At 42.3% G+C, this 14146-nt stretch carries 14 protein-coding genes and 1 pseudogene; 11 read left to right on the forward strand and 4 right to left on the reverse strand.

Going from position 1 to position 14146, the window contains the following annotated elements; translation table 11 throughout:
- Positions 1 to 10: 10 nt before the first annotated feature.
- The 5 genes from D8790_RS07230 to D8790_RS07250 all read left to right on the forward strand — a co-directional run bounded on the left by D8790_RS07230 (position 11) and on the right by D8790_RS07250 (position 6227).
- Complete coding sequence (locus D8790_RS07230) at positions 11 to 589, forward strand: HAD-IA family hydrolase (RefSeq protein WP_185761931.1); 579 nt, start codon at positions 11 to 13, stop codon at positions 587 to 589.
- A 1-nt stretch (position 590) separates the two neighbouring features.
- The gene (gyrB, locus tag D8790_RS07235) at positions 591 to 2540 is read left to right on the forward strand and encodes a DNA topoisomerase (ATP-hydrolyzing) subunit B (protein WP_125388125.1); all 1950 of its coding nucleotides are present in this window, start codon (positions 591 to 593) and stop codon (positions 2538 to 2540) included.
- A gap of 85 nt (positions 2541 to 2625) precedes the next feature.
- Entirely contained in the window at positions 2626 to 4350 is a 1725-nt protein-coding gene (gene ezrA, locus D8790_RS07240; RefSeq protein ID WP_125388126.1) for a septation ring formation regulator EzrA, read from the forward strand.
- A 99-nt stretch (positions 4351 to 4449) separates the two neighbouring features.
- Positions 4450 to 5097: a phosphoserine phosphatase SerB gene (gene serB / locus D8790_RS07245; RefSeq protein ID WP_125388127.1), complete on the forward strand. Its 648-nt coding sequence runs from the start codon at positions 4450 to 4452 to the stop codon at positions 5095 to 5097.
- 8 nt (positions 5098 to 5105) lie between these two features.
- Complete coding sequence (locus tag D8790_RS07250; RefSeq protein WP_125388128.1) at positions 5106 to 6227, forward strand: glycerate kinase; 1122 nt, start codon at positions 5106 to 5108, stop codon at positions 6225 to 6227.
- Here D8790_RS07250 and D8790_RS10905 read toward each other — a convergent pair.
- Both D8790_RS10905 and D8790_RS07260 read right to left on the reverse strand, forming a co-directional pair.
- Positions 6224 to 6561 (reverse strand): annotated as a pseudogene (locus D8790_RS10905) (nuclear transport factor 2-like protein). The gene D8790_RS07250 and the pseudogene D8790_RS10905 overlap by 4 nt on opposite strands.
- Entirely contained in the window at positions 6558 to 7016 is a 459-nt protein-coding gene (locus D8790_RS07260) for a DUF1694 domain-containing protein (protein ID WP_125388129.1), read from the reverse strand. The pseudogene D8790_RS10905 and the gene D8790_RS07260 overlap by 4 nt, the downstream one beginning before the upstream one ends.
- Positions 7017 to 7200: 184 nt before the next feature.
- Between D8790_RS07260 and eno the strand changes: the two genes are divergently transcribed.
- Together eno and D8790_RS07270 are read left to right on the forward strand one after the other, a co-directional pair.
- Positions 7201 to 8505: a surface-displayed alpha-enolase gene (gene eno, locus D8790_RS07265; RefSeq protein ID WP_015604660.1), complete on the forward strand. Its 1305-nt coding sequence runs from the start codon at positions 7201 to 7203 to the stop codon at positions 8503 to 8505.
- A gap of 76 nt (positions 8506 to 8581) precedes the next feature.
- On the forward strand, positions 8582 to 9157 hold the full coding sequence (locus tag D8790_RS07270; protein WP_125388130.1) for a hypothetical protein: 576 nt from the start codon (positions 8582 to 8584) through the stop codon (positions 9155 to 9157).
- 68 nt (positions 9158 to 9225) lie between these two features.
- Here the strand turns inward: D8790_RS07270 and D8790_RS07275 are convergent, their stop codons facing one another.
- Positions 9226 to 9411, reverse strand: a complete 186-nt coding sequence (locus D8790_RS07275) for a hypothetical protein (protein WP_125388131.1) — start codon at positions 9409 to 9411, stop codon at positions 9226 to 9228.
- A 29-nt stretch (positions 9412 to 9440) separates the two neighbouring features.
- Positions 9441 to 10451 carry a lactonase family protein gene (locus tag D8790_RS07280; RefSeq protein ID WP_125388132.1) on the reverse strand — a complete coding sequence of 337 codons (1011 nt, stop codon included), beginning with the start codon at positions 10449 to 10451 and terminating at the stop codon, positions 9441 to 9443.
- 238 nt (positions 10452 to 10689) lie between these two features.
- On the opposite strand from D8790_RS07280, the gene D8790_RS07290 reads away from it, so the two are divergent.
- The 4 genes from D8790_RS07290 to D8790_RS07305 are packed head-to-tail and all read left to right on the forward strand — an operon-like array spanning position 10690 to position 14140.
- Entirely contained in the window at positions 10690 to 10956 is a 267-nt protein-coding gene (locus tag D8790_RS07290) for a hypothetical protein (protein WP_005592220.1), read from the forward strand.
- A 28-nt stretch (positions 10957 to 10984) separates the two neighbouring features.
- A complete protein-coding gene (locus D8790_RS07295; protein ID WP_125388133.1) occupies positions 10985 to 12250 on the forward strand; it encodes an efflux RND transporter periplasmic adaptor subunit in 1266 nt (421 codons plus the stop codon).
- Complete coding sequence (locus tag D8790_RS07300; RefSeq protein WP_005589728.1) at positions 12237 to 12911, forward strand: ABC transporter ATP-binding protein; 675 nt, start codon at positions 12237 to 12239, stop codon at positions 12909 to 12911. Before D8790_RS07295 ends, D8790_RS07300 begins: the two co-directional genes overlap by 14 nt.
- A gap of 11 nt (positions 12912 to 12922) precedes the next feature.
- Positions 12923 to 14140: an ABC transporter permease gene (locus tag D8790_RS07305; RefSeq protein WP_125388134.1), complete on the forward strand. Its 1218-nt coding sequence runs from the start codon at positions 12923 to 12925 to the stop codon at positions 14138 to 14140.
- Positions 14141 to 14146 lie beyond the last annotated feature (6 nt).

Raw genomic sequence — 14146 nt, forward strand, 5'->3', positions numbered from 1 at the left:
AATAAAGGGTATGAATTATCAAGATTACATCTGGGATTTGGGTGGGACTCTCTTGGATAATTATGAGACTTCAACCGCAGCTTTTGTCCATACCTTGCAGGATTTTGGTCTGACTGGGAGTCATGATGAAGTTTATAAGGCTCTCAAGGTCTCAACAGATTATGCGGTCCGCCAGTTTGCCCCTGGAAATAAGGAATTTTTAAAGGCTTATAAGGCAAATGAGGCCAAGGAATTGGAGCATCCGATCTTATTTGAGGGGGCCTCAGAATTATTAGCGCAAATTATCCAGCAGGGTGGCAGAAATTTTTTGATTTCTCACCGAGATGATCAGGTGTTAGAGATTTTGCAGAAGACGCAGATCAGTGCTTATTTTACAGAAGTAGTGACGGCTACTAATGGTTTTAAACGCAAGCCAGACCCTGAGTCTATGCTGTATTTAAAAGATAAATACCAGATTGAGTCTGGATTGGTTATAGGAGATCGGCCGATTGATATCGAAGCTGGTCAGGCGGCAGGATTTAGCTGCTATCTCTTTGATAATATGAGAAATCTTGAAGAATTTGTAGATATTGAACTAGAAAAGGAATAACATGACAGAAGAAAAGCAACAAGACATACAAGCGCAAGAATATGACGCCAGTCAGATTCAGGTCTTGGAGGGCTTAGAAGCCGTTCGGATGCGCCCTGGTATGTATATCGGTTCGACCTCCAAGGAAGGTCTGCACCACTTAGTATGGGAAATTGTTGACAACTCGATTGATGAGGCCTTGGCTGGCTTTGCCACTCACATTCAAGTTTTTATTGAAAAAGATAATTCGATTACAGTTGTTGACGATGGTCGAGGCATTCCGGTTGATATTCAGGAGAAGACAGGCCGTCCGGCTGTAGAAACCGTCTTTACTGTCCTTCACGCAGGAGGAAAATTCGGCGGTGGCGGCTACAAGGTTTCAGGAGGTCTGCACGGTGTAGGCTCTTCCGTTGTAAATGCCCTGTCCACTCAGCTGGATGTCCGCGTTTATAAAAACGGCCAGATTCATTACCAAGAATACCGTCGCGGTCAAGTCGTTGCTGACTTAGAAATCATTGGTGAGACTGACCGTACAGGTACGACCGTTCACTTTACGCCAGATCCAGAGATTTTCACTGAAACAGTAGAATTTGACTTTGAAAAGCTCAATAAGCGGGTACAAGAACTGGCCTTCCTCAATCGTGGTCTCCGAATTTCCATCACTGATAAGCGAGATGGAATGGAGCAGGTCAAGGATTACCACTATGAAGGTGGGATTGCCAGCTATGTTCAATACATCAATGAAAAAAAGGATGTAATCTTTGAAACGCCGATTTACACTGATGGCGAAATGGACGACATTACGGTTGAAGTGGCCATGCAGTACACGACCGGCTACCATGAAACAGTCATGAGCTTTGCCAATAATATCCACACCCATGAGGGTGGAACGCATGAGCAAGGTTTCCGGACCGCCTTGACACGGGTCATCAATGACTATGCCAAGAAAAATAAACTTCTCAAAGAAAATGAGGACAATCTGACTGGGGAAGATGTGCGTGAGGGACTGACAGCAGTTATCTCTGTTAAGCACCCCAACCCTCAGTTTGAAGGTCAGACCAAGACCAAGCTGGGCAATAGCGAAGTAGTCAAGATTACCAATCGCCTCTTCAGTGAAGCTTTCTCAGATTTCCTTTTGGAAAATCCTGCGGTGGCTCGAAAAATCGTTGAAAAGGGAATTTTGGCTTCTAAGGCTAGAATTGCTGCCAAGAGAGCTCGGGAAGTAACCCGCAAGAAGTCTGGTTTGGAAATCTCTAATCTGCCAGGGAAATTGGCTGATTGCTCGTCCAACAACCCACAGGAAACAGAACTCTTCATCGTGGAGGGGGACTCAGCGGGTGGTTCAGCTAAATCTGGGCGTAACCGTGAATTTCAGGCTATTTTGCCGATTCGCGGTAAAATTCTCAACGTTGAAAAAGCCAGCATGGATAAGATTCTGGCTAATGAAGAAATCCGCAGTCTCTTTACTGCTATGGGAACTGGTTTTGGGGCTGACTTTGATGTCAGCAAGGCTCGCTATCATAAATTAGTCATCATGACCGATGCGGACGTGGACGGAGCTCACATTCGGACTTTGCTCCTGACTTTGATTTACCGCTACATGAAGCCAGTTCTGGAAGCAGGCTATGTCTACATCGCCCAACCACCCATCTACGGTGTCAAGGTCGGCAGCGAGGTAAAAGAATACATCCAGCCAGGTGCTAACCAAGAAGAAGAACTGCAAGCTGCTCTTGAGCGCTATAGCGAAGGTCGCTCTAAGCCGACGATTCAGCGTTACAAAGGTTTGGGAGAAATGGATGACCATCAGTTGTGGGAAACGACCATGAATCCAGAACACCGTCTAATGGCGCGAGTTTCTGTCGATGATGCAGCGGAAGCTGATAAGATTTTTGATATGCTGATGGGAGATCGTGTAGAGCCTCGTCGTGACTTTATCGAAAAAAATGCAGTATATAGCACACTTGATGTCTAAAAAGTTAGAAAAAACAACCATTACAAATGAATTTGTGATATAATCAATATGTTTGCTTTTTAGTAAAAGAATGAAGGAGTTTTATATGTCTAATGGACTGATTATTCTCATTATTGTAGTAGCAGCACTATTAATTTTAGGCTATTTTACTGCTATCTATATGAGAAAACGAAATGAAGCGAAGCTTCGAAGTTTGGAGGAGAAAAAAGAGGAGCTTTACAATCTTCCCGTGAATGATGAAGTGGAAGAAGTTAAAAATTTACATTTGATTGGGCAAAGTCAAGTGACTTTCCGTGAGTGGAATCAAAAATGGGTAGACCTCTCTTTAAATTCATTTGCTGATATTGAGAACAATCTCTTTGAGGCAGAGGGCTACAATAATTCTTTCCGTTTCCTCAAAGCCAAGCATGCGATCGAAAATATTGAAAGCCAAATTGATTTAATCAGTGAGGATATTCATGCGATTCGTCAAGCTTTAGAAGATCTTAAAAAACAAGAATCTAAAAATAGCGGACGAGTTTTACATGCCCTAGATCTATTTGAAAATTTGCAGCATACTGTGGCTAGCAATCCTGACGCTTATGGACGAGCTCTTGCAGAAATTCAGAAGCAAATGGAAAATATTGAGTCTGATTTCTCTCAATTTGTTACTCTTAATTCTTCAGGGGATCCTGTGGAAGCGGCAGAGATCTTAGACAAAACAGAAGATCGCATCTTGGCACTAACACAGATCGTCGAAAAAGTTCCAGCAATTGTAGAAGACTTGACTGAGAAATTACCAGATCAATTAGAAGATTTGGAGTCTGGCTACCGTAAATTATTGGAAACCAATTATCATTTTATTGAGACTGACTTAGAGGCGCGTTTCCAACAACTTCGTGCTAGTTTGAAACGAAATGAAGAAAATATTGCGGCTTTGGAGTTGGATAATGCCTTGTATGAGAATGAACAAATTCAAGAGGAAATCGATGCTCTGTATGCTATCTTTACTCGAGAAATTGAGGCTCATAAAGTCGTTGAGAAGTTGGTGAACTACCTTCCTGACTATTTAGAACACACTAAAGAGAATAACCAACAGCTTCAAAGTGAAATGGAACGTTTATCACATTCCTTCTTGCTACCAGAACCTGAAATAAATCATATCAAGGATTTGAAATCTGAATTATCTGCTCAAGAAGCAGTGGTACACTCTTCACTTGAAGATACAGCTGAAATGAAGAAACCTTTCTCATTGGTTAGAGAAGAGTTGGAAGCTATTCAAGATCGATTGAAAGAAATCGAAGATGAACAGATTGAACTTGGTGAGCAACTAGAAAAGATCGAAAAAGACGATGTCAATGCCCGTCAAAAAGTTACGATTTACGCCAATAAATTGCATACGATTAAGCGATTTATGGAAAAACGTAACTTACCGGGTATTCCAGAGTCCTTCTTAACAATTTTCTTTGGAGCAAGCGACTATATTGAGGAGCTGGCTAGAGAGTTGGAGGCAACTCGTGTGAATATTGAATCTGTTAACCGTTGGTTAGAGATTCTGGCAAATACAATGAATGAATTGGAAGAAGAGACATATCGAATTGTTCGAAATTCTACCTTAACAGAGCAGTTGCTACAATACTCTAACCGTTATCGTTCCTTCGATGATAATGTGCAGGCAGCCTTCAATGAATCCCTTCATGCCTTTGAAGTTGAATTTGATTATGCAAAATCTTTGGAAATTATTTCAAAAGCCTTGGATATTGTTGAGCCTGGAGTTTCAGCACGTTTTATCAATTCATATGAAAAAACACGCGAAAATATTCGCTTCTAAGAAAGTTCCTTCGGGAACTTTTTTCTTTGCAATCTAGCTTGTCTTGTCACTGAAAATCTTGTATAATACAACAAATCACAGAAAACATGAGGTGAGTAGATGGGTCAGGTCAAAGGTTTATTGGTTATGGATGTAGATAGCACTCTTATTATGGAAGAGGGCATTGATTTACTGGGCGAGGAAGCAGGAGTTGGGCAGCAAGTAGCTGATATTACCGAGCGAGCCATGCGCGGGGAATTAGATTTCGAGGCTGCCTTACGGGAGAGGGTTTTACTCTTGGAGGGACTTCCGGAAACTATCTTTTCTCGGATAGCTGACAAGATTCATTTCACGCCTGGCGCCAAAAAATTAGTAGATGGGCTGCATGCGCGTGGCTACAAGGTTGGTTTGGTGTCAGGTGGTTTTCATGAAACGGTGGATAGACTGGCTGAGGAGCTAGGAATTGACTATGTAAAGGCCAATCGCTTAGAAATCAAGAACGGCTTCCTGACAGGTCGTGTTTTAGGAGAGATTGTTAGCAAAGATACTAAAGTTCAGATGCTGAAAGAATGGGCTCAAGAAAACGATTTGGAATTAAATCAAACCATTGCTATGGGGGATGGCGCCAATGATTTGCCTATGATTCAAACGGCAGGCATTGGAATTGCTTTTAACGCCAAGCCAATTGTAAGAGAGCAAGCACCCTATCAAATCAATGTTTATGACCTCTATCAAGTAATGGATATTTTAGATGGGAAGGAAAAATAGGAGGCACGATGCATATCTTATTAGCACCAGATTCTTTTAAGGAAAGTTTGTCTGCCGTTCAGGTAGCAGAAGCCTTGAAAGAAGGTTTCTCCCAAGCCTTGCCAGAGGCGACTTTTGACTTACTGCCTATTGGAGATGGTGGCGAAGGGACTGTGGCTGCCTTGATTTCGGCTATGAAGCTAAAAGAGTTTCGTCACTGGGTGACTGGACCTTTCGGCCAGCCAGTCGAAATGAAATATGCAAGACAAGACCAGCTCGCTCTCTTTGAAATGGCAGATTTAGTGGGACTGGCTTTAATTCCTAAAGAAAAACGTGATCCCTTAGGCTTGGAAACGAGAGGTCTGGGAGAGCTGATTCTTCATTTAGCTGAAAATGGAGTCAGGAAGATTCTGGTCGGTGTTGGAGGATCGGCAACGAACGATGGAGGTATCGGTATGGCAGCTGGTCTGGGCTATGAATTTTTTGATGAAAACAATCATCAACTGCGGCCTGTCGGCTCTTCTCTAGGGAGAGTTGTCCGAATTTCTGCGGACCGTGTTCCAACTTGTCTGAATGATATTGACATCGAAATTTTGACAGATGTGTCCAATCCTTTATGTGGCCATCAGGGAGCAACGCAGATCTTTGGACGGCAGAAAGGCCTGTCTGAATGGCTTCTTTCATCTGTCGATCAGGAAATAAAGAAGTTTTATGAGCTGGCCAATCCGCAGATTTTCATCCAAGCTGGTGCTGGTGCAGGAGGAGGCATGGCAGCAGGGCTGGTCACATTTGCCAAGGGGAAAGTCGTGTCAGGAATTGATACCTGCCTGGATTTGCTGGATTTTGACCGCAGGGTTAAAGAAGTGGACTTGGTTGTTGTTGGTGAGGGGCGCATGGATAAGCAGTCTTTGGCAGGAAAGGCCCCAGTTGGAATCGCAAGGCGGACACCAAAAGAGATTCCTGTTCTTGCAATCTGTGGCAGTTTGGCTGATGATTTGCCTCCATTTCCTAGGGAGAATATCCATGCAGCTTTTCCCATTATCTCGCAAGTGGTGGATTTGGACGTAACCTTAGCTCAAGCGAGGGAAAATCTGGTTCGTACAGCTCGCAATATTGGCAACCTATTAGCTATCAAAAAAGGCGGAAGTTAATCCGCTTTTTTCAGAAAATATTCGACTTCTTTGACGATTAAGCCGTTTGCAAATTCAAATAGATCGCAGGAAAGGTCTCCGTGGTCATTGACCAAAATTGTTAGAATCCGACTTTGCTCGGAATTGCTGTGATAGTATTGGCAACAAAACTGTGTGGAACTGTCCTGATAAGCCTCCTTTATCCTGTGGAGGTAGCCTTCTTTTCCTTGAATGATTTCTGGGGATTCTCCATGTAACTCCCAGACGGTATGCTCGTCTAAAAAAGTTTGATAAATGTCCCAGTCACGCTGATTTCCGCCTCGAAAAAGGTAAATAATTTCTCTAAATTTGTCATTTATGAAACATTTTTTTCCAAAGGGAGGTTTTCTTGTGGGTAGACGATTTACTCTCTGCTGGGTGGAGAACGTCGGCAAATTGCTTGCTTAAGTCCTTTTCTTCAACGGTCACAGGATGATCACTATGGATAACCAAACCGAAAGGAGAGGATTGGCAAAAAGCAGAGACGATAGTGGCCTCGCAGCCTGAGTCTTTGGCTGTTTTTAGGTAGAAAACTTGTTGGCTGGATATGACTTCAGGCGATATTTTGACTGTGACGGGCTGATAGTTTTCAGTGATCTTCTCAACTATTTCTTTAAAATGCTGCTTTAGAAGAGAGGAATTTGCATCTGTAATAGAGCAATAAGCAATCACCCGCTCTTCAAAAGTTTCCAGAAATTTACGCTGTTCATCAGGATTGAGCTTAGCATTCCCCTGAGATTTTTCCATGATAATGTTATTTAGATCTGTCATATTTCTAGTATATCATAAATAAAGGATTTCTGATTTTCAAACTGTTAAGAATAAGATAGGATGTAACCGATTGCATTTCAAAAATTGTGATTTTTCAAGCAAAGCTGCTGTTTTTCCTTGAAAAAAAAGTGCTTTTGAGGTATCATAGACTAGTAAATAATTTTAAACAATAAGGAGAGTCAAAATGTCAATTATTACTGATGTTTATGCTCGCGAAGTCCTAGACTCACGCGGTAACCCAACACTTGAAGTAGAAGTTTATACTGAATCAGGTGCTTTCGGACGTGGTATGGTTCCTTCAGGAGCTTCTACTGGTGAACACGAAGCAGTTGAACTTCGTGATGGTGACAAATCTCGTTACGGCGGTCTTGGTACACAAAAAGCAGTTGACAACGTGAACAACGTTATCGCTGAAGCTATTATCGGTTACGATGTACGTGACCAACAAGCTATCGACCGTGCAATGATCGCTTTGGACGGTACTCCAAACAAAGGTAAATTGGGTGCGAACGCAATCCTTGGTGTGTCTATCGCTGTAGCTCGTGCTGCTGCTGACTACCTTGAAATCCCACTTTACAGCTACCTTGGTGGATTCAACACTAAAGTTCTTCCAACTCCAATGATGAACATCATCAATGGTGGTTCTCACTCAGACGCTCCAATCGCTTTCCAAGAATTCATGATCGTACCTGCTGGTGCACCATCATTCAAAGAAGCTCTTCGTTGGGGTGCTGAAATCTTCCACGCTCTTAAGAAAATTCTTAAATCTCGTGGTTTGGAAACTGCTGTTGGTGACGAAGGTGGATTTGCTCCTCGTTTCGAAGGAACTGAAGATGGCGTAGAAACTATCATTGCTGCTATCGAAGCTGCTGGTTATGTTCCAGGTAAAGACGTATTTATCGGATTTGACTGTGCTTCATCAGAATTCTACGATAAAGAACGTAAAGTATACGACTACACTAAATTCGAAGGTGAAGGAGCTGCTGTACGTACTGCTGCAGAACAAATCGATTACCTTGAAGAATTGGTAAACAAATACCCAATCATCACTATCGAAGATGGTATGGACGAAAACGACTGGGATGGTTGGAAAGCTCTTACTGAACGTCTTGGTGGTAAAGTTCAATTGGTTGGTGACGACTTCTTCGTAACAAACACTTCTTACCTTGAAAAAGGTATCGCAGAAGGCGCTGCTAACTCAATCCTTATCAAAGTTAACCAAATCGGTACTCTTACTGAAACATTCGACGCTATTGAAATGGCGAAAGAAGCTGGTTACACTGCCGTTGTATCACACCGTTCAGGTGAAACTGAAGATTCAACAATTGCTGACATCGCAGTTGCAACAAACGCAGGACAAATCAAGACTGGTTCACTTTCACGTACAGACCGTATCGCTAAATACAACCAATTGCTTCGTATCGAAGATCAACTTGGTGAAGTTGCTGAATACCGTGGATTGAAATCATTCTACAACTTGAAAAAATAATTCATTCTAATGGAATGAAGCAAATCCCTTGAGGCTAACTCAAGGGATTTTTAATAAATAAGGGGAGACTTTTGGGATGTTTTATTTCATTTTGTATATCCTAAGCAGAGAGTGGCTAGCTCTTACTATTTTATTTATAGGCCTCTTTTTGGCTTATAAACGCAAATCATGCTCTCTGGCGCTTTTGGCAGTTCTTTTATTTCTTATAATCACTAGTATATTCTGGTATCTTCAGTTCAGCCCATGGTTTGCTTTTCCCTTTTTATTTCTTGTTTCCTATTTATTGGTAAAAAGATATAGGTGGGTTCTTTATCCCGCTCTTGCTCTAGGAGCATTGTTAGTGGCATTTTCTCCTATTCTTGGGATATTTTTTACGGTTTATGTTCCGGTGAACCATTATGCCTATCTTGAGGAAAAAGGGCAGACAGTAGTGGTTCGGGAAGATTACTATGGAGCATTTTTTAGTAAGAGCGATATAGAAATTATAACCTATGTAAATGGTCAACTTCCTTATGCAAATAAGATGGTTTATGAAAAGGTTGACTTACATGATTTTAATAAGGACAAAGATGTCGATAAGGATGTTTTTCTTGCTCAACCTTTGACAAGGGAGCGGTTGGAAGAATTAGAGAATTTTATGAATCGGAAATAGACTAATAAGGCTCGATCAAATATAAAAGCTGTTGGAATTTTATCCAACAGCTTTTTTTAATTAAGATTTTAGAAAATAGACTTAACTTTGTTGATGACGTCGTTGAGCCCTTTTGAATTTGCTACTAAATCTTTTGCCTTATCTAAGTATTCGCCTAGCTCATCTTTGTGATCTTCGACAAACTCCTTAGCTGCGTCAAAATCTTTCTTTTCGATCAATTCTTTGACTTGGTTAAACAATTCTACTGGATTCATCTTGAATGCTCCTTTGATAATTTTTTTGATTATTGGAAGGTCACGCAGACAGCTTCTGGCACATAGAAATCATGAGAAATTTCTGTTAATCGGCCTGTTTCAGGATCGCGTTTGAAGACAGTTGCGTTGTCCGAATCTTGGTGGACAGCGATGAGGTAGTTTTGGTCAGGTGTAATATTGAAATCGCGTGGATTTTTGCCCTTTGTTGGCGTGATTTCAATGAGCTGTAGACTTCCATCAGCTAGAATTTGATAAACAGCTATTGAGTCATGGCCGCGGTTAGAGCCATAGAGGAATTTCCCATCAGCAGAGAGACGGATGGCTGCTGTGCCGTTAAAATCTTCAAATCCGGCTGGGAGAGTTGAGATGGTCTGTAGGTGTTCAAACTGACCAACGCCATCATAAATCAATACTTCGATGGTAGAATTTAATTCGCAGATAAGGTAAGCAATTTTATAGTGGTTATGAAAGACAATGTGGCGTGCCCCAGCTCCAGCAGCACATGTGTAGGTGGCCAATTTGTTCAGTTGTCCGTCTTCCGTTACATCGTAGGTAGTGACTTGATCTGTTCCGAGGTCACAAGTAATCAGATATTGATCGGGAGTCAAGTCAGCATAGTGGACATGGGCAGAGGCTTGATTGGCGTGAGGTCCTTGCCCGACATGAGTGTCTGAATCACCCAGTTTTAGACTGCCATCTTCTTGCTGCTTGTAGACCAGCACTTGTCCCTTGTGGTAGTTAGCTCCGTAGACAAGACCTCTTTCATTATCTACAGCAACATAGCAAAGCGGAGCGCCTTCCTCAACCACGTGATTGAGCAGCTGCCCTTCTTGGTCATAGGCAGCAATCCCACCTCGTCCATCTTTTGCGCCAACGGTGTACAGATGCCCAGCTTGGTCAAAGGCTAGGTAAGTTGGGCTTGGCTCTTCAGCTACTAATTCTAAGTTTGAGAGTTGTCCCTTTTCAGTGTCAAAATCTGCCTTATAAATTCCTTTGGAATCTCGTCGGGTGTATGTTCCAAAATAAACTGTTTGAGTCATGTTTCCACCTCATTCTTTTAAAATCAATCTATTATACCATAAAACGACTTAAGAAGCTGTTTGGATAGGAAAAGTCCTGCATCTAGAGGAAAAGTCCAAATTTTATCAAAAAATAGATAAAAAACAGATGGTGGGTAGGAAGGGGATAGACCACTTTGATAGAATGGAATTGTTCAAAAAAACAAATACGATCAGGAAAGCTCAAAATTCCTGTTTTCTAAAACAAAGGAGAAATCAAATGAACGTAAAAAAATTCGCTATGCTTGTAACTCTTATCGGAATGTCTGTCTTCTTCCTAGCTGCATGTGGCTCTAAGAATGCTGATAATAAAGAAATTAGCGATGGGAAAAAAGTAGATTTTAAGAAAGATGCTGTTGATCAAAAAACGAAAACAGTAGACGGCAAGGAAGTGACAGAGTACACCATGCCGGACGGAAACGTGATTCAAATCCCAGCGGATGGAGAAGAATTACCAACAGATGAATCTGAATCAACTGATAAATAAAAGTTAGAACTTGTAGGTTGGAGGCAATATGTTTCAAATAAAAAAAATGAATCGTAAAACCATTCTATTGGGAAGCACGGTCATTCTTGCTTGTGCAGGGCTGGGAGGCTATGTACTTCTTCATCAGGTTAATCAACAACAAGCCATGAAAATGGTCGATAATAAGATTGATTCACTGACGGTCCAAGATGCTGTTAATAACAGTAAAAAAACAAGCCTGGTTTTATCTGGAGAAGTAGTTGCTAACAATAGTAGTAAGGTCAAGATTGACCCATCAAAAGGTGAAGTTAAGGAAGTATTCGTTAAAAATGGCGATACTGTTACACAAGGCCAGCCCCTCTTTTCCTATGTGACCTCTCAAGAATTGACAGCCCAGTCTGCTCAGTATGATGCTCAAGCTAAGGCCAATAGTATTACGGCTGCACAAACTAGCGCATCTATCAAATGGGAAACCTATAACCGAAAGCTAGCTAATCTCAATACTCTTAAGAATAAATACAATTCTAGTAAGGATGAGTCTTTGTTAGATCAGATAAAATCTGCTGAAGATGAACTGGCTCAAGCGCTAAGTGACGCTAAGACTGCTGACAATGAAGTAACGAATGCTCAGATTGAGGCCGAAAAGGCTCAGGTGACAGCTCAGACGGAATCAGACCGTATGAAATATGATACCGTGACGGCTGATACAGCGGGAACCATTACGTCGATGAACGAAGACTTGCCAACTCAGTCTAAAGCTAAAAAGGAAGAAGAAACCTTTATCGAAATCATGGACAAGTCCAAAACTTTGATCAAAGGGACTGTCAGCGAATTTGACCGTGAGAAGCTGAGCGTGGGTCAGAGAGTAGATATTGTAGACCGCAAGGATCCTAAGAAGCGCTGGAGTGGCACCGTCACTCAGGTCGGCACCTTGACAACTGCGAATGCTGGAAATAGCAATGGTGGAAATAAACAACAGGAAAACCCCAACCAAGGCAAGTTCCCTTATACTGTCGAGCTGGATCAGGGTGGTGAAATGCCACTTGTAGGCTCCCATTCTTATATCAATGTTGTAGAAAATGCTCCTGAAGCCGGCAAGGTTGTTGTCAATAAAGCCTATACTTTCAGTAAAAATGGTAAGACCTATGTCTGGAAGGTAGAGGGCAAAAAGGTGAAAATGAAGGAAGTTAAGACCAAGAAAGTTTCTGACCGTTTGGTAGAGATTACAGAAGGTCTGACTATGCAGGATACCATTTCGACGCCTAGAGAAGGCATGAAAGACGGGATGGAGGTAGGACAGAATGTTAAAGCTTAAGAACATCCACAAATCTTATCAACAGGGCAGTCAGGAATTTCCGATTTTGAAAGGAATTGATTTGCATGTGAAAGAGGGGGATTTTCTAGCGATTATGGGGCCGTCTGGATCAGGTAAGTCCACTTTGATGAACATTATCGGCTGTTTGGACAAGGCTAGCGCAGGTTCTTATCATATCGAAGGGACTGACGTCTCTGACTTATCCGACAACCAACTATCTGATTTGCGTAATCAGAAAATTGGCTTTGTTTTCCAGAATTTCAACCTCATGCCCAAGCTGACAGCCTGTCAGAATGTTGAACTGCCTCTGACTTACATGAAAGTTCCTAAAAAAGAGAGACGCGAGCGCGCTTTGGAAATGCTACGATTGGTCGGTCTGGAAGAAAGAAGTGACTTCAAGCCTATGGAGCTGTCCGGTGGTCAAAAGCAACGGGTAGCCATTGCGCGTGCCCTAGTGACCAATCCCAGCTTCATCTTGGGAGACGAGCCGACTGGGGCGCTGGATACCAAGACCAGTGTTCAGATTATGGAGCTGTTCAAGCAATTTAATGAACAAGGCAAGACCATTGTCATCATTACCCACGAGCCGGAAGTGGCTCAGCTTTGCAAGCAAACGGTTGTCTTGCGGGACGGTAATATAGAGACTCGGGCATTAGGATAGAAGGGGGCTATATGGAAGATATTTTTGTAGCTCTAAACTCCATCCTGTCCCACAAAATGCGCTCTATGCTGACCATGCTGGGGATTATCATCGGGATTGGCGCAATTATTGCTATCTTTTCCATCATTGAAGGAAATACAGAAAATACCAAGCGCCAGCTGATCGGTGGCACCAATAATACCATTAAGGTTGTTTACGATAAGAAGAGTTCGATTGACCCTTCTATTCCAGAGAAATCCCAAGCGCAGAAGCCTTCCTACATTCCCTTCATGGGAGAGGATGTCTTATCCAAAATCAAGGAAATTCCTGGAGTTAAAAATGCTTTGATGACCTATGGGGCAGACGAAAAGATTTACTATCTCAGCCAAAAGTCATCTAGCAAGGTTCAGGCAGTTTCCCAGTCAGTAGCTGATATCAAGCAGCAACGGCTGTTGGAAGGGGAAGGCTTTGACTCAGAAGCCTTCAAAAATCAAGAGCAAGTAACCTACCTAGAAAAGTCTCTTTATGATACTCTTTTTCCTAAGGGAGACGGCATCGGTAAGTATGTAGAAGTCAAGGGCAATCCTTTTAAAGTTATCGGCGTCTTTGAGTCTACTGAGCAGAGTGGCCTAACCTCTGGTTCGGAAAAGGTAGCCTATATTCCTCTGCAACAATGGCATCGGATTTTTGATACTATCAATGTCAGCCCAGAAGTCACCGTTCAGACCCACAAAGCCGATGATTTGAAGAAGGTAGCCAAGAAAGTTAGTGATTACCTCAATCAGCAGATGCCTCAGTCAGACTATATGTTTGGTGTGCTAAATCTGCAAGAATTTGAGCGTCAACTGGATAACCTCAACCAGTCTAACTTTGTCTTGCTAGCGGGTATTGCCAGCATCTCCCTTTTAGTCGGAGGTATTGGGGTTATGAATATCATGCTGGTCTCAGTGACAGAGCGGACGCGTGAAATCGGGATTAAAAAGGCTCTGGGAGCTCGGCGAAAAATCATTCTCAAGCAGTTCCTGATCGAAGCGGTCATCCTGACTCTGATGGGAGGAGTTATTGGTGTGGTAGCAGGTATCGCCTCTGGCTTTGCTATTACCCAGTCTCTGGCCTACCCATATATTTTATCTCTATTTTCGGTCTTTGTAAGTTTGCTCTTTTGTTGTATAATAGGAGTAGTATTTGGGCTCCTGCCGGCTGTGAAAGCATCCAAGCTGGATCCAATTGAAGCCCTGCGATTTGAATAAATAAAG

Origin of the sequence: Streptococcus cristatus, from assembly GCF_003943535.1 — a bacterium.
Classification (GTDB): Bacteria; Bacillota; Bacilli; order Lactobacillales; family Streptococcaceae; genus Streptococcus; species Streptococcus cristatus_L.